This is a genomic window from Roseovarius sp. B-10, from assembly GCF_056859295.1.
The window spans coordinates 59938-79641 of record NZ_JBSXOE010000037.1; the positions used below are offsets into that span (position 1 = coordinate 59938).

22 protein-coding genes and 3 tRNA genes are annotated in these 19704 nt (G+C 66.0%); 14 read left to right on the forward strand and 11 right to left on the reverse strand.

From position 1 onward, the window contains the following. Nucleotides 1–55: 55 nt before the first annotated feature. The 7 genes from AC13D8_RS14390 to AC13D8_RS14420 all read right to left on the reverse strand — a co-directional run bounded on the left by AC13D8_RS14390 (nucleotide 56) and on the right by AC13D8_RS14420 (nucleotide 3997). On the reverse strand, nucleotides 56–625 hold the full coding sequence (locus AC13D8_RS14390) for a hypothetical protein (RefSeq protein ID WP_482969394.1): 570 nt from the start codon (nucleotides 623–625) through the stop codon (nucleotides 56–58). Nucleotides 626–785: 160 nt separating this feature from the next. Beyond that, nucleotides 786–862 (reverse strand) — tRNA-Asp (locus AC13D8_RS14395). A gap of 118 nt (nucleotides 863–980) precedes the next feature. Further along, a tRNA-Val gene (locus AC13D8_RS14400) sits at nucleotides 981–1056 on the reverse strand. A gap of 71 nt (nucleotides 1057–1127) precedes the next feature. After that, on the reverse strand, nucleotides 1128–2996 hold the full coding sequence (locus tag AC13D8_RS14405) for an SLC13 family permease (RefSeq protein ID WP_482969395.1): 1869 nt from the start codon (nucleotides 2994–2996) through the stop codon (nucleotides 1128–1130). A gap of 31 nt (nucleotides 2997–3027) precedes the next feature. Beyond that, on the reverse strand, nucleotides 3028–3342 hold the full coding sequence (locus tag AC13D8_RS14410; protein WP_129432855.1) for an HPF/RaiA family ribosome-associated protein: 315 nt from the start codon (nucleotides 3340–3342) through the stop codon (nucleotides 3028–3030). Nucleotides 3343–3469: 127 nt separating this feature from the next. Further along, nucleotides 3470–3544 (reverse strand) — tRNA-Val (locus tag AC13D8_RS14415). An 18-nt stretch (nucleotides 3545–3562) separates the two neighbouring features. Then, nucleotides 3563–3997, reverse strand: a complete 435-nt coding sequence (locus tag AC13D8_RS14420) for an HU family DNA-binding protein (RefSeq protein ID WP_129432856.1) — start codon at nucleotides 3995–3997, stop codon at nucleotides 3563–3565. A gap of 147 nt (nucleotides 3998–4144) precedes the next feature. On the opposite strand from AC13D8_RS14420, the gene AC13D8_RS14425 reads away from it, so the two are divergent. Then, on the forward strand, nucleotides 4145–4342 hold the full coding sequence (locus AC13D8_RS14425) for a hypothetical protein (protein WP_104019006.1): 198 nt from the start codon (nucleotides 4145–4147) through the stop codon (nucleotides 4340–4342). A 218-nt stretch (nucleotides 4343–4560) separates the two neighbouring features. On the opposite strand, the gene lon is transcribed toward AC13D8_RS14425, so the two are convergent. Further along, nucleotides 4561–6975 carry an endopeptidase La gene (gene lon, locus AC13D8_RS14430; protein WP_482969396.1) on the reverse strand — a complete coding sequence of 805 codons (2415 nt, stop codon included), beginning with the start codon at nucleotides 6973–6975 and terminating at the stop codon, nucleotides 4561–4563. A gap of 203 nt (nucleotides 6976–7178) precedes the next feature. Next, complete coding sequence (gene tgt / locus AC13D8_RS14435) at nucleotides 7179–8309, reverse strand: tRNA guanosine(34) transglycosylase Tgt (RefSeq protein WP_482969397.1); 1131 nt, start codon at nucleotides 8307–8309, stop codon at nucleotides 7179–7181. 67 nt (nucleotides 8310–8376) lie between these two features. Between tgt and rimK the strand changes: the two genes are divergently transcribed. The 4 genes from rimK (at nucleotide 8377) to tpiA (ending at nucleotide 11426) form a co-directional block, all read left to right on the forward strand. Continuing rightward, the gene (gene rimK, locus AC13D8_RS14440; RefSeq protein WP_482969398.1) at nucleotides 8377–9786 is read left to right on the forward strand and encodes a 30S ribosomal protein S6--L-glutamate ligase; all 1410 of its coding nucleotides are present in this window, start codon (nucleotides 8377–8379) and stop codon (nucleotides 9784–9786) included. A 109-nt stretch (nucleotides 9787–9895) separates the two neighbouring features. After that, the gene (locus AC13D8_RS14445) at nucleotides 9896–10255 is read left to right on the forward strand and encodes an SUF system Fe-S cluster assembly protein (protein WP_104019002.1); all 360 of its coding nucleotides are present in this window, start codon (nucleotides 9896–9898) and stop codon (nucleotides 10253–10255) included. 29 nt (nucleotides 10256–10284) lie between these two features. Continuing rightward, the gene (locus AC13D8_RS14450; RefSeq protein WP_482969399.1) at nucleotides 10285–10635 is read left to right on the forward strand and encodes a HesB/IscA family protein; all 351 of its coding nucleotides are present in this window, start codon (nucleotides 10285–10287) and stop codon (nucleotides 10633–10635) included. A 38-nt stretch (nucleotides 10636–10673) separates the two neighbouring features. Beyond that, on the forward strand, nucleotides 10674–11426 hold the full coding sequence (gene tpiA, locus AC13D8_RS14455; protein ID WP_482969400.1) for a triose-phosphate isomerase: 753 nt from the start codon (nucleotides 10674–10676) through the stop codon (nucleotides 11424–11426). An 81-nt stretch (nucleotides 11427–11507) separates the two neighbouring features. Here tpiA and AC13D8_RS14460 read toward each other — a convergent pair whose 3' ends face one another. Next, nucleotides 11508–11969, reverse strand: coding sequence for an Lrp/AsnC family transcriptional regulator (locus tag AC13D8_RS14460; RefSeq protein WP_104018999.1), 462 nt, complete (start codon nucleotides 11967–11969; stop codon nucleotides 11508–11510). Nucleotides 11970–12115: 146 nt separating this feature from the next. Here AC13D8_RS14460 and cobA point away from each other — a divergent pair, with 146 nt between their 5' ends. The 6 genes from cobA (at nucleotide 12116) to AC13D8_RS14490 (ending at nucleotide 16965) form a co-directional block, all read left to right on the forward strand. Next, nucleotides 12116–12904, forward strand: coding sequence for a uroporphyrinogen-III C-methyltransferase (cobA, locus tag AC13D8_RS14465; RefSeq protein ID WP_482969401.1), 789 nt, complete (start codon nucleotides 12116–12118; stop codon nucleotides 12902–12904). Nucleotide 12905: 1 nt separating this feature from the next. Beyond that, nucleotides 12906–13217: a DUF2849 domain-containing protein gene (locus AC13D8_RS14470; protein ID WP_482969402.1), complete on the forward strand. Its 312-nt coding sequence runs from the start codon at nucleotides 12906–12908 to the stop codon at nucleotides 13215–13217. A gap of 28 nt (nucleotides 13218–13245) precedes the next feature. Then, on the forward strand, nucleotides 13246–14916 hold the full coding sequence (locus AC13D8_RS14475; RefSeq protein ID WP_482969403.1) for a nitrite/sulfite reductase: 1671 nt from the start codon (nucleotides 13246–13248) through the stop codon (nucleotides 14914–14916). After that, nucleotides 14903–15637: a phosphoadenylyl-sulfate reductase gene (locus tag AC13D8_RS14480; RefSeq protein WP_482969404.1), complete on the forward strand. Its 735-nt coding sequence runs from the start codon at nucleotides 14903–14905 to the stop codon at nucleotides 15635–15637. The genes AC13D8_RS14475 and AC13D8_RS14480 overlap by 14 nt, the downstream gene beginning before the upstream one ends. Next, the gene (locus AC13D8_RS14485) at nucleotides 15634–16038 is read left to right on the forward strand and encodes a DUF934 domain-containing protein (protein ID WP_104018994.1); all 405 of its coding nucleotides are present in this window, start codon (nucleotides 15634–15636) and stop codon (nucleotides 16036–16038) included. The genes AC13D8_RS14480 and AC13D8_RS14485 overlap by 4 nt, the downstream gene beginning before the upstream one ends. 72 nt (nucleotides 16039–16110) lie before the next feature. After that, nucleotides 16111–16965: a ferredoxin--NADP reductase gene (locus tag AC13D8_RS14490; RefSeq protein WP_129432868.1), complete on the forward strand. Its 855-nt coding sequence runs from the start codon at nucleotides 16111–16113 to the stop codon at nucleotides 16963–16965. A 74-nt stretch (nucleotides 16966–17039) separates the two neighbouring features. On the opposite strand, the gene AC13D8_RS14495 is transcribed toward AC13D8_RS14490, so the two are convergent. After that, a complete protein-coding gene (locus AC13D8_RS14495) occupies nucleotides 17040–17711 on the reverse strand; it encodes a translation initiation factor 3 (protein ID WP_482969405.1) in 672 nt (223 codons plus the stop codon). A 268-nt stretch (nucleotides 17712–17979) separates the two neighbouring features. Here AC13D8_RS14495 and infC point away from each other — a divergent pair, with 268 nt between their 5' ends. The 3 genes from infC to AC13D8_RS14510 all read left to right on the forward strand — a co-directional run bounded on the left by infC (nucleotide 17980) and on the right by AC13D8_RS14510 (nucleotide 19617). Then, nucleotides 17980–18474, forward strand: coding sequence for a translation initiation factor IF-3 (gene infC, locus AC13D8_RS14500; RefSeq protein WP_241691127.1), 495 nt, complete (start codon nucleotides 17980–17982; stop codon nucleotides 18472–18474). Nucleotides 18475–18496: 22 nt separating this feature from the next. Beyond that, nucleotides 18497–18832, forward strand: coding sequence for a DUF4177 domain-containing protein (locus AC13D8_RS14505; RefSeq protein ID WP_482969406.1), 336 nt, complete (start codon nucleotides 18497–18499; stop codon nucleotides 18830–18832). A gap of 161 nt (nucleotides 18833–18993) precedes the next feature. Then, complete coding sequence (locus tag AC13D8_RS14510; protein ID WP_104018991.1) at nucleotides 18994–19617, forward strand: J domain-containing protein; 624 nt, start codon at nucleotides 18994–18996, stop codon at nucleotides 19615–19617. The last annotated feature ends 87 nt before the right edge of the window (nucleotides 19618–19704 follow it).

Below are 19704 nucleotides of genomic sequence, written 5' to 3' on the forward strand. Positions count from 1 at the left end.
CCTTGTGTCCTCTGCCGCAGATGTAGACCGCCGGGGGGCCGCGTGCAAGGGACGCTCAGATTTCCTCGCCCTTCTTCAGAAGTTCGTCGATCAGGGCACGCTGCAACGCGCCGCTGTCGCCACCGCCATATAGCAGCCCGCCCGAGGAATAGAGCGTGCCAAAGCTCTGCGCGAGGTTCACGACCTGCCCGATCCCCGAGATGAACTGATCCTTCTTCAGGGCCGCCAGCGGGTGAATATAGGCCGACCACAGGATCTCCTTGGCGATGGCATAACGGGCGTCGAGCGCGCTGTCGAAATTGGCCTGCATCATGCGCGTCATCTGGTCGGGCGTGACATCGGCGCTGCGCGTGACCGGGGTGATGGCGCGCATCCGGTCGGCGCTCTCATCCGTGACGACGAGCACCTGCACATCGTCGATGATCAATTGCCAGACCGCGCCGCCCCTCTGCGCCTCGGGGTCGAGCGCGCGGATGATCGCATCGAGCCGGTCGAGGGTCATGGCCGGCTCGGCTGCCGCATCCGGCGGCGTGCCGGTCGCAGGCGGTTCCTCCGGCGTGACCTCTTGTGCAAGGAGCGTGAACGGCAACATCAGCAGGGCGGCGAGCAGCGTCAGGCGGGGCATGGCGTGTCCTTCATCCGGGCCGTTCCAAGACTGCCACAGGGGCCGGGACCGCGCCACGGCCCTCGCCAAAACGTGAAGGGGCCACCTGTCAACGGGACCGACCTGCCCGAAAGCAAAAGCCCCCGCCGGGGCGAGGGCCTTTGAAAAACAATGGCAGCAGTGGCGCGGTTGACGGGGCTCGAACCCGCGACCTCCGGCGTGACAGGCCGGCACTCTAACCAGCTGAGCTACAACCGCCCGCTGCCTGCCCGATCGCCCGGGCGTGACGCGCTTCTAAGCGCCGCCCGGTCCCGCGTCAAGCAGCTTTGGCTCGCGAAATCACTGTTTTCACGGCAGGCGCCGACCGGGCTGGGAATGGTGGGTGATGAGAGACTCGAACTCCCGACATCTTCGGTGTAAACGAAGCGCTCTACCAACTGAGCTAATCACCCTGCCCGCGCCTGATAGCCAAGCGCCCGCCCGCGCACAAGGGGCTTGTCGACACGAGGCCCACACCGGCGCCTTACAACGGCCAGAACACCAAAAGCAGCGGCATCGCGACGAGCACGACAAGCCCCTCGAGCGGCAGGCCCAGCCGCCAGTAATCCCCGAACCGAAACCCGCCCGGCCCGAGGATCATGGTGTTGTTCTGGTGCCCCACCGGCGTCAGGAACGCGCAAGAGGCCCCGATCGCCACCGCCATCAGGAAGCTGTCCGGATTGGCGCCCAGCGTCGCGGAAATGCCCAGCGCGACGGGGCACAGGACGGCGGCGGTGGCGGCGTTGTTCATCACGTCGGACAGGAACATCGTGGTCACCAGCACCACCCCCAGCGCGATCACCGGATTGCCCTGCGACACGGTCCCGACCAGGAACCGCGCCAGCAAATCGGCAGCGCCGGTGCTCTGCATCGCGCCCGCCACCGGGATCAGCGCGCCCAGCAGCACGATCACCGGCCAGTCGATCGCGGTATAAACCTGCCGGAGCGGCACCGTGCGCAGCACCATCGAGGCCAGCACCCCCAGCGCGAAGGCCGCCGCCGAAGGCAACAACCCCAGCGTCACCAACGCGATCGCCGAAACCATGATCGCTCCGGCCATGATCGCCATGCGCTTGTCGGGAATGCGCAGGTCGCGCGCGCCCAGCGGCACGCAGCCGGTCTCCTTGACGAAGCCGGTCACGGCCTCCGCCGCGCCCTGCACGAGCAACAGATCGCCGGATTTGAGCTTCAGCGTCCGCAGCCGCGTGCGCGGCGGGTGGCCCTCGCGCGACACCGCCAGCAGGTTGAGCCCGTGGCGCGTGCGCAGCCGCAGGTCGCGGGCCGAGCGCCCGACGATGGTCGCACCCGGCAGCACCGCCAGTTCGCGCAGCACGATCTGGCCATCACCGTCGCGCGACCGATCCTCCTCCGCGTCCTCCTCCTCCTCGGTGTCCGCGCGCTCCGCGTCCTCCGCCGCCCCGTCAGGGCCTGCTTGTTCCTCTCCGTCCTCCACCACCTGCGCCGCCGCCGCATCTTCGAGCGAGATGCCGAACACCGACACCGCCTCGCCCAGCGCCTCGACATCGGCCCCCAGCACCAGCACATCGCCCGCGCGGATGCGCCGCCCGCCATGCGGCGCGGTCAGGCGCACGCCGTTGCGTATCAGCCCGACCACCTGCGCGTCGCTGTCCTCAATCTCGCGCTCAAAACCGCGCAGCGTGAGGCCCACGGCCTTGCTGTCGTCGGGCACCGTCAATTCGGTGAAATACGCCCCCGTATCGAACCCCTCGCCCGCCACGGATTTGCGCTCCGGCACCAGCCGCCAACCGAGCAAGGTAACAAAGATGACGCCCGCCCCCGCCACGGCCACCCCGACCGGTGCAAAATCGAACATGGCGAACTGTCCCAGCCCCGCCTCCTCGCGAAAGCCCGAGACGATCAGGTTGGGGGGCGTGCCGATCAGCGTGGTCATGCCCCCCAGGATCGTGCCAAAGGCCAGCGGCATCAGCACCTGCCCAGGCGTCAGGTCCAGCCGGTCCGACAATTGCATCGCCACCGGCATCAGGAGGGCCATCGCACCCACATTGTTCATCACCCCCGACAGCGCCGCCCCCAGCCCGACCAGCGCGCCCATGCTGGCCAGCCGCCCGGTATCGCGCGGCAACAGCCCGCGCGCCAGCCAGTCTACCGCGCCGGTGGTCTGCAACCCGTGGCTCAGGATCAGGACGCAGGCGACGGTGATCACCGCCGGATGCCCGAACCCGGCAAAGGCCGCGCCCGCGGGCACCAGCCCGGCGATCACACAGGCCATCAGCGCAGCGAGCGCCACCACGTCATGGCGCAGCCTGCCCCACATGAACAGCCCGAGCGTAGCCGCGAGGATCGACAGAATGAGCACCTGGTCGAGTGTCACGGCGCCGGCCTTTCAGACGGGGCGCGCGCGCTCAGCGCGCCGATCGCTTGCCAAACTCGCTGTCCAGGAGCGCCCGTATCTTGCGACCGCCGCCACGCAGCGCGGCCTCCACATCCGCATCGGAATGCCTGATCGAGTGGGGCTGCATCCCCTCGGGGCGCGCCTCGATGGTGCACAGGATGTCATCGCCACCCCCCTTGGCCGCGTTCACGTCGGCCAGGTGAACCTCGACCCGCGTCAGGCGCTCTGCCAGATGCCCCAGCGCCGCGGTGACGATGCCCTCGGCGATCTCCGCCAGCCTGTCATCGCCCTGAATATGCGAGTCGGTGTTGAGCTGAAATTGCATGCCGGACCTCTCTTGAGTGTGACGGATGTGCCGTGACCCGGGCCACGATACCTCTGGGTACCCGAAATCACCGCCCCGGACCACCGCAAACACGCCAGCCGCCAGCCTGTCACCACTACAGGGGAAATGGTGGGTGATAAGAGATTCGAACTCCTGACATCTTCGATGTGAACGAAGCGCTCTACCACTGAGCTAATCACCCGTGCGCGGCTATTTAGCGTCACTTCCGGGGGTCTGCAACCACCTCTTTCGCATCTTTGTCGTCCGCCGTTCCGGCCTCTGCGCCGCGGGCGGCATTCTGCCGGATACGGGCGATGATGACACGGCCATTGGCCATCTGCTTGGTGCGGTTGATCTTGACCTTGCCCATCGGCGCGAGGTTGAGCTCGCGCCCCTCGGCGAGCGCCTCGCCGATGAGCGCCAGCGCCGCCTCGAGCACCGGCTTGGCAAATTTCTTCTTCACGTCCGAGCGCGCGACCACCTGCGCCAGCAATTCCTGCCGCTTGAGATCGGGCAGCACCGGCTCGGGCGCGGTCTCCGCCACCACCACCGGCTTCGGCGCGGCGGCCGCGGGCTTGGCCGGGGGCTCGCTGCTCTTGCGCGAGGTGGTCGCTGCCTTTGGTGCGCCGCCGCGCGGGCCTGCCTTCGTTGCCATGAAACGCCTCGATCCTGTGCTCAAATTGGTGCTTTTGCAGCAACAGCCTAACGCCCCAACGACGACAATTCCACCCAACAGTTGACCTTGCGAGCGCTGAAACCCTATCGTTGACAGCGTCGCAAAATCATACTGGGGAACAAAGTCTTGAAGAATCTTGCTTGCGCCATCGCATGTGCCACCACATTCGCCGCCTCGCCCCTGCTTGCCGGGGCGCTCAGCGACCCGGTGGTCGAACCCGAGGTCATCATCGCGGATACAACCGACAACTCGCAGGATGTCGGACAGCTCATCATCCCGTTGATGCTGCTGATGATCATCGTCGGGATGGGTTACGGCCACTGACACCGCGCGCATCGTCCAGACGGTGATCGGTCGGGGGCGGTGCCCTCTTTCACCGTTTCTCGACCGGCGCTCGGCAAGGTGTGCACACGCACCGCGCCTGAAGCGGAGGCGCGCGTTGCAACGTCCCACGCCGCCCGAACGCCTATTCCCTGATCGCAAATACAGAACGGCGCGAGGTTGCCCCCGCGCCGTTCCTGCTTTCGACCAGGTGCACCGCGTCAGTGCGCCACCGTGCCCCGCGTCTCGTCATCGCCGGATTTGAGCGCGGCCTCGGCGACGGCGGCCTCGTGGGCCTCCTGATCCCAGTCCACCGGCTCGGGCTGCCGTACCAGCGCCAGCTTGAGCACGTCGCGCACGTGATCGACGGGGATGATCTCCAGCCCCTCCTTCACGTTGTCGGGGATCTCGGTCAGGTCCTTCTCGTTGTCGCGCGGAATGAGCACCGTCTTGATCCCCCCCCGCAGCGCCGCGAGCAGTTTTTCCTTCAGCCCCCCGATGGGCAGCGCGTTGCCGCGCAGCGTGACCTCGCCGGTCATGGCGATGTCCTTGCGGATCGGGATGCCCGTGAGCACCGATACGATGGAAGTGACCATCGCAAGGCCCGCCGAGGGCCCGTCCTTGGGCGTCGCCCCTTCGGGTACGTGCACGTGGATGTCCCATTTCTCGAACTTGGGCGGCTTGATGCCCAATTCCGGTGCCACGGAGCGCACATACGAAGAAGCCGCGTCGATCGATTCCTTCATCACATCGCCCAGGGTGCCGGTGGTCTTCATCCGGCCCTTGCCCGGCAGGCGCAGCGCCTCGATGTTCAGAAGCTCACCGCCAACGGAGGTATAGGCGAGGCCCGTGACCACGCCGACCTGATCGCTCTCCTCTGCCAGGCCGAACTTGAACTTCCGCACGCCCAGGAAATCGGCAAGGTTCTCGGGCGTCACGGTGATCGTCTTGTCCTTACCCTTGATGATGCGCGTCACGGCCTTGCGCGCGATCTTGGCGATCTCGCGTTCGAGGTTCCGCACACCCGCCTCACGGGTGTAATAGCGGACAATATCGGTCAGCGCCGCGTCGGTCAGCTCGAACTCGCCCTTCTTCAGGCCGTTGTTCTTGATCTGCTTCTGCAACAGGTGCTGCTTGGCGATCTCGCGCTTTTCGTCCTCGGTATAGCCCGCCAGCGGAATGATCTCCATCCGGTCCAGAAGCGGCGACGGCATGTTGTAGCTGTTGGCCGTGGTCAGGAACATCACGTTCGAGAGGTCGTATTCCACCTCGAGATAGTGATCGACAAAGGTCGAGTTCTGCTCGGGGTCCAGAACCTCCAGCATCGCGCTCGCCGGGTCGCCCCGGAAATCCTGCCCCATCTTGTCGATCTCGTCGAGCAGGATGAGCGGATTGGTGGTCTTGGCCTTCTTCAGCGACTGGATGATCTTGCCGGGCATCGAGCCGATATACGTCCGGCGGTGGCCGCGAATCTCGCTCTCGTCGCGCACGCCACCCAGACTGATGCGGATGAACTCGCGCCCCGTCGCGCGCGCCACCGACTTGCCCAGCGAGGTCTTGCCCACGCCCGGCGGGCCCACGAGGCACATGATCGGCCCCTTGAGCTTTTTCGAACGCTGCTGCACCGCGAGGTATTCGACGATCCGCTCCTTGACCTTCTCCAGCCCGTAGTGATCGGCGTCCAGCACCTCCTGCGCGCGGTTCAGGTCCTTCTTGACCCGGCTCTTGGTGCCCCACGGGATCGACAGCATCCAGTCGAGGTAATTGCGCACCACCGTCGCCTCGGCGCTCATCGGGCTCATGTTCTTGAGCTTCTTGAGCTCGGCCTCGGCCTTTTCGCGCGCTTCCTTGCTGAGCTTGGTCTCGTTGACGCGCGCTTCCAGCTCGGCGATCTCGCCCTCGCCGTCCTCGCCGTCGCCCAGCTCCTTCTGAATGGCCTTCATCTGCTCATTCAGGTAATACTCGCGCTGCGTGCGCTCCATCTGGCTCTTGACGCGGGTCTTGATCTTCTTCTCGACCTGCAACACGCTCATCTCGCCCTGCATCAGGCCATAGACCTTCTCCAGCCGCTCGCTCACGCTCAGCGTCTCCAGAAGCTCCTGCTTGCGCTCGACATCAAGGCCCAGGTGCCCCGATACCAGATCGGCAAGCCGCGCCGAATCCTCGGCCTCGCTCACCGCCGCCAGCGCCTCGTCGGGGATGTTCTTGCGGATCTTGGCGTAGCGCGCGAATTCCTCGGCCACCGTGTGCAACAATGCCTGCGTGGTGGTCGGATCGCCCGGCATCTCGTCGATAAGCTCGGCTCGGGCGGCAAAGAATTCCTCCTGCCCGAGAAACTCGACAATACGCACCCGCCGCACGCCCTCGACCAGCACCTTCACGGTGCCGTCGGGCAGCTTCAGCAGTTGCAGCACATTGGCCAGCACACCGACGCGAAAGATGCCGTCCTCGGCGGGGTCGTCGTCGGCGGGGTCGATCTGGCTCGACAGCAGGATCTGCTTGTCGTCAGACATTACCTCTTCCAGCGCGCGCACCGATTTCTCGCGCCCGACAAAGAGCGGCACGATCATGTGCGGGAACACCACGATGTCGCGCAGCGGCAGCACCGGGTAAGAGGCGTTGAGTTGGTCTGTCATGCTCGGTTTCCTGTCTCTAGCAAGAGGGCCTGCCCCGGCTCGGCGGCAGCGAGGGCCCTCTCCGTTGCGTTACCCCTCATTTGGGGCGTGCACCCCCGGGTTTCAACGAATTGGCGCGCAGAATGCCTCGACAGGCCCCGCCGCACAAGGCCACATCGGTCGCGCCATGTCGAATTGCCGCGCCATCCGCCGGGCTGCCGCCGTCACAGCGGCGCAATATCGCCCTCCGCCCGCGCGGCGTGAAACTCCGTCTCCCACGCCGCAAATCGCCCCCCGGTGATCGCCGCGCGCATCCCTGCCATCAATTCCTGGTAATAATGCAGGTTGTGCCAGGTCAACAGCATCCCCGCGATCATCTCGCCCGAACGATAGACATGGTGCAGGTAGGCGCGCGAATAGCCGCGGCAGGCGGGGCAGGTGCAGTTCTCGTCCAGCGGGCGGGGATCGTCGGCGTGCCGCGCGTTCTTGAGGTTGACCTGCCCCCGGCGCGTCCACGCCTGCCCCGTTCGGCCCGAACGCGACGGCAGCACGCAATCCATCATGTCCACCCCGCGCTTGACCGCGCCGACGATATCGTCGGGCTTGCCCACCCCCATCAGGTAGCGCGGGCGGTCCTCCGGCAGCATGCCGGGCGCGTAATCGAGGCATTCGAACATCGCCTCCTGCCCCTCGCCCACCGCCAGGCCGCCGATGGCATACCCTTCAAAACCGATCGCGCGCAGCGCCTCCGCGCTTTCCTCGCGCAGATCCCGCTCCAGCCCGCCCTGCTGAATCCCGAACAGCGCATGGCCCGGCCGGTCGCCGAACGCCTCGCGCGACCGCGCCGCCCAGCGCATCGACAGCCGCATGCTCTCGGCCAGCCGCGCGCGGTCGGCGGGCAGCGCCGGGCACTCGTCGAACGCCATCACGATATCGCTGCCCAGCAACGCCTGTATCTCCATCGACCGCTCCGGGCTCAATTCATGGCGCGATCCGTCCACATGGCTGCGAAACGTGACCCCCGCTTCGGTCAGCTTGCGCAGCCCCGACAGGCTCATCACCTGGAATCCGCCCGAATCCGTCAGGATCGGCCCGTCCCAGTTCATGAACCGGTGCAGCCCCCCCAGCCGCGCCACCCGCTCCGCGCCGGGGCGCAGCATCAGGTGATACGTGTTGCCCAGCAGGATATCCGCCCCGGTGGCGCGCACGCTTTCGGGCAGCATCCCCTTCACGGTGCCGGCGGTGCCCACCGGCATGAAGGCAGGCGTGGCAATGTCGCCACGCGTCGTGCGGATGACGCCCGCGCGCGCCAAACCGTCGGTTGCCATGAGCGAATAGTTGAATGATGCTGACATACCGCTTCCCGTAACAGAGCGGCACCATATCCGACGAATCCGCGACCATGACAAGGAGGCCGCGCCAATGAGCGACACGCCCACATCACCCCAGCCGCTGCAATTCGGCTGGGAGGAATGGATATCGCTGCCCGATCTCGGCGTGCCCGCACTGAAGGCCAAGGTCGATACCGGCGCGCGCACCTCGGCGCTCCATGCCTTCGATATCGAGACCTTCGGCCCCGCCTCGAAACCCAAGGTGCGTTTCACCGTCCACCCGATCCCGGGGCGCGACGATCTCGTGATCCCCTGCTCCGCACCGATCCTCGACCGGCGCGAGGTGGCTTCTTCAAACGGCGAGCGCGAATTGCGCTACGTGATCCAGAGCGTGCTCGCGGTGAACGGCGATAGCTGGCCCATAGAGATCACCCTCACCAACCGCTCCACCATGACCAGCCGGATGCTGCTCGGGCGGCAGGCGCTCAAGGATCACATCTCCATCGTCGCCACCGACCGCTTCCTGCAGCCCGAGCTCAGCTATGATGTTTACCACACGTCGAAAATGCGCGCCGTCCAGCCCAAGCGCGCCCTGCGCATCGCCGTGCTATCGCGCGAAAACAATTATTCCACGCGGCGCCTGGTCGAAGAGGGCGAGAAACGCGGCCACACCGTAGAGGTGATCGACACCACCCGCTGCTACATGGCGATCAACGCGCTGGCCCCCGAGGTGCATTACGACGGCAAGCGCCTGCCCCGTTACGACGCGGTGATCCCGCGTATCGGCGCCTCCGTCACCGCCTATGGCGCCGCCGTGATCCGCCAGTTCGAGACCATCGGCACCTTCTGCGCCAACACCTCCGCCGGAATCATCGCCAGCCGCGACAAGCTCTACGCCCACCAGTTGATGGCGCGCGCGCAGGTCGGCATGCCCAACACCGCCTTCGCCGCCTCGCCCAAGGATACCGGCAACCTGATCGGCCTCGTCGGCACCGCGCCGCTGATCGTCAAGCTGCTGGAATCGACGCAAGGCAAGGGCGTGGTCCTCGCCGAGACGAAAAAGGCCGCCGAATCGGTGATCGACGCCTTCCGCGGTCTCAAGGCCAATTTCCTCGTGCAGGATTTCGTGCGCGAAGCGGCGGGCGAGGATATCCGCTGCCTCGTGATCGGCACCAAGGTCGTGGCCTCGATGAAGCGCACCGGCGCGGATGGCGATTTTCGCTCCAACCTGCATCGCGGCGGATCGGCCAAATCGGTACGAATCACCAAGGCCGAGCGCGAGACCGCGATCCGCGCCGCCCGCGTGTTCGATCTCAACATGGCGGGTGTGGACCTGCTGCGCTCCGAAACCGGGCCCAAGGTGCTCGAGGTCAATTCCTCCCCCGGCTTCGAGGGGATCGAGACCTCGACCGGCAAGAACATCACCGGCGCGCTCTACGAGATGATCGAGACGCGGGTGCGCCCCGCCCCGGTGCGACGGCGCAAGACCACCGCGCGGTGACCCCCTCGAACCGTGCGGTTCGTGCGCCGAACCGTGAGGTTCGCCCTCTGGACGCGGGCGGGGTTAAATCTTATATGTTTTATCGGAAACACTGCAGGAGCCGTCCGTCATGACCGCAACAGAGCCCCTCGAAGGCGCGCCGCTGATCGCGCCCTCCAGCACCGATCACCCGCTCTACGACCAGGTGGTGGAGGCCTGTCGCTCCGTCTATGACCCTGAAATCCCTGTGAATATCTACGATCTCGGGCTGATCTACACGATCGACATCTCACCCGAAAACGCGGTCGGGGTTGTGATGACGCTGACCGCGCCGGGTTGCCCGGTCGCGGGCGAAATGCCCGGCTGGGTCGCCGACGCGATCGAGCCGCTTCCCGGCGTGAAACAGGTCGACGTCCAACTCACCTGGGAGCCGCCCTGGGGGATGGACATGATGTCAGACGAGGCCCGGCTTGAACTAGGCTTCATGTAACGAAATCAACGAACTGGAAGGATATCCTCATGTTCGGCACCCCCGGAAAGCAGGCCGTCTCCATAACGCCCGCTGCCGCCACGCAAATCACCAAACTGATGGGACGCGACGGCCATCAGGGTTTGCGCATCGGCGTCAAGAAGGGCGGCTGTGCGGGCATGGAATACACGATGGAGTATGTGACCGAGATCGACCCCCACGATGAGGTGGTCGAACAGGACGGCGCGCGCGTACTGATCGCCCCGATGGCACAGATGTTCCTGTTTGGCACCGAGCTCGACTACCAGACCTCGCTCTTGGAATCAGGCTTCGTCTTCAATAACCCCAACGTCACCGAATCTTGCGGCTGCGGAGAGTCGATCAAGTTCGCAGATATGTAATCTTAGCCGCGTAACTCATTGCCAAAAGGCGATTTTTCATGAAACGCAAACTCGCCGCCGGCAATTGGAAGATGCACGGCACCAATGCCAGCCTGACCGAGATCGCCGCGCTCGTCACCGCCCATCCCGCGCCCGGCGCCGATATCCTTCTCTGCCCGCCCGCAACGCTCCTCGCGCGGGCCGCGGTCCTTGCCGCCGACAGCGCCGTGATGATCGGCGCGCAGGATTGCCACCCTGCCGCCTCGGGCGCGCATACCGGCGATATCTCTGCCCCGATGCTGGCCGACGCGGGGGCAACGGCGGTCATCCTCGGCCATTCCGAACGCCGAGAAAATCATAGTGAAACCAATGAGTTGATCGCCAAAAAGGCGCGCTCGGCCCACGCCGCGGGTCTCACGGCGGTAATCTGCCTTGGCGAGACGCTCGCGCAGCGCGAGGCCGCGCAAACCCTTGAAATCATCGCCACCGATCTGCACGCTTCCCTGCCCGACAGCGCCACCGCCGCCAACACCGTCCTCGCCTACGAGCCGGTCTGGGCCATCGGCACCGGCCTCACCCCGACCGAGGCGCAGATCGCCGAGGTCCACGGCCTCATACGCAGCCTGCTCAGCGAGCGACTTGGCGAGACAGAGGCCGTCGCGCTGCGACTGCTCTACGGCGGGTCGGTCAAGCCCGGCAACGCCGCCGGGATATTTGGCATCGCCAATGTGGACGGCGCCCTGGTCGGCGGCGCTAGCCTCAAGTCCGCCGATTTCTCTCCCATTATCAACGCCCTGGAAGCCACAGTTTAACTCTCGTGGCTTCATCTTGCCAAAAATATTCCGGGGGAGTCGGCCCGCAGGGTCGGCGGGGGCAGCGCCCCCATTCTCCGCTCACAGCGGCAGCATCGTGGTCGACTTGATCTCTTCCATCGACAGCAGCGCCGTGACCGTGTGGATCTTCACCTCCGCGATCAACGCCTGGTAGAACACGTCATAAGCCCGGGCATTGGTGACACGAACCTTCAGGATGTAGTCGATATCGCCCGCAAGCCGGTGCGCCTCCATGACCTCTGGACGTTTCTTCAACGTTTCCAGGAATTTCGCCTGCCATTCCGCGTCATGCTCCGACGTCCGTACCAGCACGAAGAAGCACGCCTCCAGCCCCAACGCCTCGGGGTCGAGCAGCACCGTCTGCTGACGGATGACGCCCGCCTCGCGCATCTTGCGGACGCGGTTCCACACCGGTGTTTTCGAGGAGCCCACGGCGCGGGCAATATCGTCGAGCGACTGCGCCGCATCGCGCTGCAACTGCCCTAGGATTTTCCGGTCAAGCTCGTCAATCCGGATCGTCATTCCACCTGCCCTCCAAAACTGGAACACTCCACCACGATCCTCATCAGAATGGAACGTATGTCCTTATTGCTTGTGGCATCTGGCGTTCTGGAGGGAATATTTCCTATATTCTTGGTGAAGTCAAACAGTCCCGGACCCATGTCACCATGCCCAGCCAACTCGCCCACCGCGCTGTAACCCCCGTCGCCCTCGTCGGCGCGGGCCCCGGCGGCATCGACTTGCTCACCATCCGTGCGCTGCGGCTGATCGAGGCGGCGGACGTGGTGATCCATGACCGGCTGGTGAGCGGCGACATCCTCGCGCTCGCCCATGCGGACGCCCACGTGATCGCCGCAGGCAAGCAGGGGTTCGGCCCCACCACGCCGCAAGAGGCGATCAACGCGCTCATCACCGGCCACGCGCTCACCGGCGCGCGGGTCGTGCGGCTCAAGGGCGGCGATCCGGTGCTGTTTGGACGCCTCGACGAGGAGATTGGGGCGCTCGAGGCGGCCGGCCTGCCCTACGAGATCGTGCCCGGCGTCACCGCAGCCTCGGCCGCTGCCGCCGCCATCGGCCAGAGCCTGACGCAACGCGGGCGCAACTCCGGCCTGCGGCTGCTCACCGGCCATGACATGCAGGGCTTTGCCGATCACGACTGGCGCGCGTTGGCCCACCCCGGCGAGGTGGCGGCGCTCTACATGGCCAAGCGCGCCGCACGCTTCGTGCAGGGCCGGCTGATGATGCACGGCGCAGCCCCCGACACGCCTGTGACCCTGGTCGAGAACGCCGCCCGCGCCGACGAGCGCATCCTCGCCACCACGCTGACCGACTGGCCCACCGACTTGGCCGATGCCGGGCTGGACGGCCCGGCGCTCACCTTCCTCGGGCTCGCCCCGCGCGAGGCCCGTGCCCGCATTCCGCAAACGACCCCGCTGACCAGACAGGAGCTTGCCTGACATGCCCCGCGCCTTCACCCCCAAGGTCGTCACCGCCAATGCCCTCGTCGAGGGCGACGTGGTTTATCTCACCTCCGATGACCGCTGGACGCGCAACCTCGCCGAGGCCGAGCTGCTGACCGACGAGGCCGATGCCGATCTGCGCCTGTTGCAGGCGCAGGCCCGCACGTCCGAGGTGGTCGGTGCCTATCTCGCCGACATGCGCCCCGGCGCGAACGGCCCCGAGCCCGCCCATTTCCGAGAGGCGTTCCGCGCCACCGGCCCCTCCAACCGCTTTCATGGCAAGCAGTCCGAAGGGCTGCGCCGCGCCTGACCCACGCGACACGCGCAGGAGACCGAAGATGTATCGCTATACCGAGTTCGACACCGCCTTTCTCGCCGAGCGCAACCGCCAGTTCCGCGCGCAGGTCGAGCGGCGGATCGACGGCCACCTTACCGAGGACGAGTTCAGGCCGCTGCGCCTGATGAACGGGCTCTACCTGCAGCTGCATGCCTACATGCTGCGGGTGGCGGTGCCCTACGGCTCGCTCGACGCCGCGAAGATGCGGCAACTGGCCTATCTCGCCGAACGGTGGGACAAGGGCTATGGCCACTTCACCACGCGCACCAACATCCAGTATAACTGGCCGAAACTGCGCGATGTTCCGGACATGCTCGACGCGCTGGCCGAGGTGGGGATGCACGCCATCCAGACCAGCGGCAACACCATCCGCAACGTGACGTCGGACCATTTCGCGGGGGCCGCGCCGGACGAGATCACCGATCCCCGCCCGATCGCGGAACTGATCCGGCAATGGTCCACCGACCATCCCGAGTTTCAGTTTCTGCCGCGAAAGTTCAAGATCGCGGTCATCGCGTCCGAAACCGACCGCGCGGTGATGAAGAGCCACGATATCGGCGTGAAGATCGTCGAGCGGGACGGCACGCGCGGTTACGAGATATGGGTCGGCGGCGGCATGGGGCGCACGCCGATGGTGGCGCGGCTCCTGCGCGAGTTCCTGCCAGAGGCCGACCTGCTGCCCTATCTCGAGGCGACGGTTGCCACCTATAACCGCATGGGCCGGCGCGACAACAAGTACAAGGCGCGGATCAAGATCACCGTGCACGAGCACGGGCTCGACGCATTCCGCGACGAGGTCGAGGCAGAGTTTCCCGATCGCCGCGCGGCGTTCACGGGCGTCGATCAGGCGTGGCTCAGTGATATCCGCGCGCGCTTCGTCACGCCCACGCTCTCCGAGCGCGATGCCGCCCCCTATTACGCCGCGCGCGTCACAGACCCGGTGCTCCGCGCCTGGGCGGATACCAATGTGGTGCCGCACCGGCATCCCGATCACGGCATCGTCAGCATCAGCCTCAAGGCGCATGGCGCGACGCCCGGCGACGCCTCGGCCGATCAGATGCGACTGGTGGCCGACCTGGCGGAGCAGTATGGGCACGACGACATCCGCGTGAGCCACGCACAGAACCTCGTGCTGCCGCATGTGGCGTTGGCCGACATACCGGCAGTCCACGCCGCCCTGCGCGAGGCGGGGCTTGCCACCGGCAATATCGGCCTCGCCTCCGATATCATCGCCTGCCCCGGCATGGATTACTGCGCGCTTGCGACCGCGCGCTCGATCCCCGTGGCGCAAGGTATCGCGACACGGCTCGAAGAACTGAAGATCGAGCACGATGTAGGCCATCTGCAAATCAAGATATCGGGCTGCATCAATGCCTGCGGCCACCACCACGTGGGGCATATCGGCATTCTCGGCCTCGACCGCGCGGGGGTGGAGAACTACCAGATCACCCTCGGCGGCGACGCGTCGGAGAGCACGGCAGTCGGCACCCGCACCGGTCCCGGCTTCGCCTATGACGAGATCGTGCCGGCGGTGGAGCGGTTGATCCTCGCCTATCTCGACCTGCGCGAGGGGCCCGACGAGACATTCCTGCAGGCCTATACCCGGCTCGGCATGGCCCCGTTCAAATCCGCCCTCTATGATCACGAGGCCCGTGCCCATGCCGCAGAGTGAGCTGACAAACCGGGTGACCGCGCTCAACGCGCGCTATCGCCACCATTCGGCAAGCTCGGTGCTCGCCCGCGCGCTCGCCGACCCGGCGGCGGGGCGGCTGGCGCTGGTGTCGAGCTTTGGCGCCGAATCGGTGGTGCTGCTTCACATGGTGGCGGTGACGCGCCCGGCGACGCCGGTGATCTTCATCGACACGGAGATGCTGTTCGCCGAAACGCTGGTCTACCAGCAAGAGCTGGCCGAGCGGCTGGCCCTGCGCGATCTGCGCATCATCAGCCCCGAGGCGGACGACGTTGCGCAAACCGACCCCGACTCCACCCTGCACCGGCGCGATCCCGACGCCTGCTGCGCGCTGCGCAAGACGCGGCCGCTCCTGCGTGCGCTCGACGGCTTCGACGGCTGGATCACCGGGCGCAAGCGCTACCAGGCGGGTACGCGCGCCACACTGGAATTTTTCGAGGTCGAAGAGGGGACGGGGCGCATCAAGGTCAACCCGCTGGCCCACTGGGCGCGCGAGGACATCCAGACCTACATGGAAGAAAACCGCCTGCCCCGGCACCCGCTGGTGGCGCGCGGCTACCCGTCCATCGGCTGCATGCCCTGCACCACCCCCGTCAGCGCGGGAGAAGACCCGCGCGCAGGCCGCTGGCGCGACCACGACAAGTCCGAATGCGGCATCCACATCGTGGATGGCCGCGTCATTCGCAAAGGAGTCTCCGCATGAGCACCATCGTCACCGACCGGGGCTTTGGCCCCGATGACTGGACCGCGCCCATCGTGGCGCTGGAGGATGCCCGCCCCGGCGTGGGCATCAATCTGCCCGCGAGCGCCGATCCGATGGAACTCGCCGGACGGCTCCGCGACACGCCGCTGATCCGCGTGAACTTCTCATCCTTCGCCGACGGGCGCGGCTTTAGCATCGCGCGACGGCTGCGGCTTATGGGCTACAAGGGGCGGCTGCGCGCCGGTGGCCACGTGATCGCCGATCAATACGCGATGGCGCGGCGTTCGGGCTTTGACGAGGTCGAGATCAGCGACGAGATCGCCGCCCGCCAGCCGCAGGATCAGTGGCAGTTCCGCGCCAACTGGCAGGCGCATGACTATCAATCGCGGCTGCGGGGCTGAATATCGCCTTCACCTGACCTAGGTCAAAGATTAGAAGAGGATGTCGGTTTAGACGCACCGGCAGAGTGAACCATGACCGAGATGAGCCCAGTGACCCAGACCACCGCCGCCAAGGCCCCCAAGGCCCCGACCCTGCCCGACGCACAGACCGTGACCTCGGTTCGGCATTACACCGACCGGCTGTTCGCCTTTCGCGTCACACGGCCTGCGTCCCTGCGCTTTCGCTCGGGCGAGTTCGTGATGATCGGGCTGATGCAGAAGGACGAGAAGACGGGCCGCGAGAAGCCGCTCCTGCGCGCCTATTCCATCGCCTCGCCGTCCTGGGATGACGAGCTGGAATTCTACTCGATCAAGGTGCAGGACGGCCCGCTCACCTCGCGGCTGCAACATATCGAGCCGGGCGACGAGATCATCCTGCGGCCCAAGCCGGTTGGCACGCTGGTGCATGACGCGCTCCTGCCGGGCAAGCGGCTGTGGCTGTTTGCCACCGGCACCGGCATCGCGCCCTTCGCCTCGCTGCTGCGCGACCCGCAGACCTATACCGATTACGAGGAGGTGATTCTCACCCATACCTGCCGCGAGGTGGGCGAATTGACCTATGGGCGCGAACTGATCGAGAGCATCCGCGGCGACGAGATGCTGGAGGAACTGATCGGTGAAGGCTTTGCCGACAAGCTGCGCTATTACCCCACCACGACGCGCGAGGAGAGCCCCAAGATGGGCCGCATCACCGACCTGATGCGCGCGGGCGAGGTGTTCGATGATCTCGGCGTGAAACCGCTCGAGCCCGGAACCGACCGCGCGATGGTCTGCGGCAACCTCGCCTTCAACCTCGAGATCAAACAGATGCTCGAGGATTACGGGCTACGCGAGGGCGCCAATTCAGAGCCCAAGGAATACGTGGTGGAAAAGGCGTTCCTCGACTGAAACGCCTCCGCTGAAATGAGAAAACCCGCGCAAGGACAATGGCTTGCGCGGGTTTTTTCATACCTGATCCGGCTTCAGTAGCCGAGCGCCTCGCGCGCCGTTTCGAGCGCGCCCCGGAGCAGGTCGGGATTGTCCTTCGCGGCCTTGATCCCCTCGATCAGCAGGTTTTCCTGCATCGCCCCGAGGTCGGCGCCCTCGATGAGGTTCAGGGCGCGCTCCATGTCGAACCCCTCGGCGGTGAGCGCGTCGGGCGTCCTGCCCGCATCCTGCGCCTCCGGCTCGGGCAGGCTCTCGGTGGAGTCTTCCGGCACGGCGTCGGCGGCGGGATCGGGCGCGCCGTCCACAGTCTCGGCCCCGGCTTCCGCTGGCTCGCCGCTCGTATCCGTGGCCGCGTCGGCGGCATCGCCCGCCGCATCGGCCGCACCGGTTACCGCGTCTTCTGCGGCATCAACGGTGTCGGTCGCGGTCTCGGTTACCGCCTCAGCTGCGTCGCTCGCCGCTTCCTCGGCGGCCTCGACCGCCGCGCCCGCCGCGTCCCCGGCGGCCTCTGCCGCCTCCTGCGCAGCTTCGGTCACGGTGTCGGCCGCCTCGCCGGCGGTCGTCTTGGCCTCTTCCAGCGCCTCGGGCGCGTCGATCTCGCCTTGCGAGACCTCCTCGACCACGTCGGTCACCGATTTGCCGGTTATCAGGAGGTATCCACCGCCAAGAACGGCAACGGCCACCACGATCCACACAAGGTTCTTCATCGCCATCTCCCAGATATGACTGAGGCCCGCCGCCCGTGCCGCGGTCCCCATTTTGTCCTTGTCTCACAGATGAGGGCATCGCCCCGGCACCTCAAGGGGAAAAACCATGCCGCGCGCCCCGATTGGCCGGATTTTGCCGCTTGAAAGCTGCCGCCCCCCCGTTTACCTTCCACGGCCAAATCCATCATACGATCGCAACGACAAAAGGACCAAAGCCATAGCCCGCAGACCTCACAACGCGCCTCCGACGCGCGATACCGGCCCCCGCGTGAACGACCGCATCCGCGCCGAAGAAATCCGCCTCATTGGCGCTGACGGAGAGAACGTCGGCGTTGTTTCGCCCGCAAGGGCGATCGAGATGGCCGAAGAGGTCGGACTCGACCTCGTGGAAATCTCGCCCAACGCGACGCCGCCGGTCTGCAAGATCATGGATTTCGGCAAATTCAAGTACGAACAGCAGAAACGCGAGGCCGAGGCGCGCAAGAAGCAGAAGACCATCGAGGTCAAGGAGGTCAAGTTCCGCCCCGGGACCGACACCCACGACTACGAGGTCAAGATGCGCAACGTGCTGAAATTCCTCGAAGGCGGCGACAAGGTAAAGATCACGCTGCGCTTTCGCGGGCGCGAGATGGCGCACCAGAATCTCGGGCGCGACCTTCTCGAACGCATCGCGGGCGATGTCGAGGGCGTGGGCCGGATCGAGAATATGCCCAAGATGGAGGGGCGGCAGATGATCATGATTATCGGCCCGGGGGCCAAGTGATCCGGGCCGCCGCCACAGCCCCATGAGCGGCGCCGTGGCCGGGCATGAATACCGTGTCCTGCCCGCGCCGACGCGCGGGCGCAAGGCGCCGGGCATCAAGACCCCCGAAGACCGCTTTGCACTTGGCATCGAGGACATCCTCAACGAAATGGCGCGCGACGGCTGGCGCTACCTGCGCAGTGACATCCTGCCCAGCCAGGAGCGTCAGGGCCTGACATCGACGACGACGGTCTACCGCTCGGTGCTCGTGTTTGAACGCAGCCTCGCGCCAGCGGCCCAGCCGGAGCCGGAACCACCCGAAGAATTCGTGGCCGAGGACGTGGCGCGTTCGTTGGTCCCTGATCGTCCCGACGGCTGAGTACAGAGCGAAACCCTTTGCAATCAGGACCCTGGCCGGCATTTGCGCGGCGCGCGAAGATTTGACCGTCACAGTGACGCCACGCGTTTTTTTGCCGCTCCCCCCTTCTAATCCGCGCGTTTTGGCATACACTCTGCGCCCTGACTCGGAAAGGTTCGCGCATGTCCAAGACTGATCCCTTCGGCTTCGATCTGTCCGTTTCCTCGGCCAAGCGCAAGAAGCCGCGCGGGCGGCGGGCGATGTCCGGCGCGTCGGAGACCTCGACCCGCGTGTGTGAGCACGAGGGTTGCGACGAGGCGGGGCTCTACCGCGCGCCCAAGTCCCCGGACGTGCTCGACGACTACTACTGGTTCTGCCAGCAGCATGTGCGCGAATACAATCTCAAGTGGAATTTCTTCGAAAGCACCACCGAGGCCGAGCTCAACGCGCAGATGTCACGCGACAAGGTCTGGGAGCGCGAGACCAAGCGCCTGTCGGACCCCGAGGCGCGCGCATGGGCCCGGCTCGGCATTGAGGACCCGCACCAGGTGCTGGGCGAGAACGCCACCCGCAACCCGGGCCGCAAGCAGACCGGCAAGCGCAAGCTGCCGCCGACCGAACGCCGCGCACTGGAAATCCTGGAGGCGGGCGACGACTGGTCCAAGGCGGACCTGCGCAAGGCCTACAAGTCGCTCATCAAGGTGCTGCACCCCGACATCAACGGCGGCGACCGGAGCCAGGAAGAGCAGTTGCAGCAGGTGGTCTGGGCCTGGGACCAGCTAAAGGACAGCCGCAACTTCAAGTGAGCCGGGGCAACCGCGTGTCTTGTGTGACCAGATCACAGACCGCGCCCGGCGATCGGGGCGATAATCACTATCGTAAACAGGCGCTGA

Excerpts from the sequence above, each read along its gene's own strand:
- AC13D8_RS14420 (WP_129432856.1), bottom strand. The coding sequence starts at position 3,997 with ATGGCAACGAAGGCAGGCCCGCGCGGCGGCGCACCAAAGGCAGCGACC.
- AC13D8_RS14510 (WP_104018991.1), top strand. The coding sequence starts at position 18,994 with ATGTCCAAGACTGATCCCTTCGGCTTCGATCTGTCCGTTTCCTCGGCC.
- AC13D8_RS14445 (WP_104019002.1), top strand. The coding sequence starts at position 9,896 with ATGACCGCAACAGAGCCCCTCGAAGGCGCGCCGCTGATCGCGCCCTCC.
- AC13D8_RS14505 (WP_482969406.1), top strand. The coding sequence starts at position 18,497 with ATGAGCGGCGCCGTGGCCGGGCATGAATACCGTGTCCTGCCCGCGCCG.
- lon (WP_482969396.1), bottom strand. The coding sequence starts at position 6,975 with ATGACAGACCAACTCAACGCCTCTTACCCGGTGCTGCCGCTGCGCGAC.
- AC13D8_RS14495 (WP_482969405.1), bottom strand. The coding sequence starts at position 17,711 with ATGAAGAACCTTGTGTGGATCGTGGTGGCCGTTGCCGTTCTTGGCGGT.
- tpiA (WP_482969400.1), top strand. The coding sequence starts at position 10,674 with ATGAAACGCAAACTCGCCGCCGGCAATTGGAAGATGCACGGCACCAAT.
- tgt (WP_482969397.1), bottom strand. The coding sequence starts at position 8,309 with ATGTCAGCATCATTCAACTATTCGCTCATGGCAACCGACGGTTTGGCG.
- AC13D8_RS14480 (WP_482969404.1), top strand. The coding sequence starts at position 14,903 with ATGCCGCAGAGTGAGCTGACAAACCGGGTGACCGCGCTCAACGCGCGC.
- AC13D8_RS14390 (WP_482969394.1), bottom strand. The coding sequence starts at position 625 with ATGCCCCGCCTGACGCTGCTCGCCGCCCTGCTGATGTTGCCGTTCACG.
- AC13D8_RS14475 (WP_482969403.1), top strand. The coding sequence starts at position 13,246 with ATGTATCGCTATACCGAGTTCGACACCGCCTTTCTCGCCGAGCGCAAC.
- AC13D8_RS14460 (WP_104018999.1), bottom strand. The coding sequence starts at position 11,969 with ATGACGATCCGGATTGACGAGCTTGACCGGAAAATCCTAGGGCAGTTG.
- AC13D8_RS14450 (WP_482969399.1), top strand. The coding sequence starts at position 10,285 with ATGTTCGGCACCCCCGGAAAGCAGGCCGTCTCCATAACGCCCGCTGCC.
- AC13D8_RS14470 (WP_482969402.1), top strand. The coding sequence starts at position 12,906 with ATGCCCCGCGCCTTCACCCCCAAGGTCGTCACCGCCAATGCCCTCGTC.
- AC13D8_RS14410 (WP_129432855.1), bottom strand. The coding sequence starts at position 3,342 with ATGCAATTTCAGCTCAACACCGACTCGCATATTCAGGGCGATGACAGG.
- AC13D8_RS14490 (WP_129432868.1), top strand. The coding sequence starts at position 16,111 with ATGACCGAGATGAGCCCAGTGACCCAGACCACCGCCGCCAAGGCCCCC.
- cobA (WP_482969401.1), top strand. The coding sequence starts at position 12,116 with ATGCCCAGCCAACTCGCCCACCGCGCTGTAACCCCCGTCGCCCTCGTC.
- AC13D8_RS14485 (WP_104018994.1), top strand. The coding sequence starts at position 15,634 with ATGAGCACCATCGTCACCGACCGGGGCTTTGGCCCCGATGACTGGACC.
- rimK (WP_482969398.1), top strand. The coding sequence starts at position 8,377 with ATGAGCGACACGCCCACATCACCCCAGCCGCTGCAATTCGGCTGGGAG.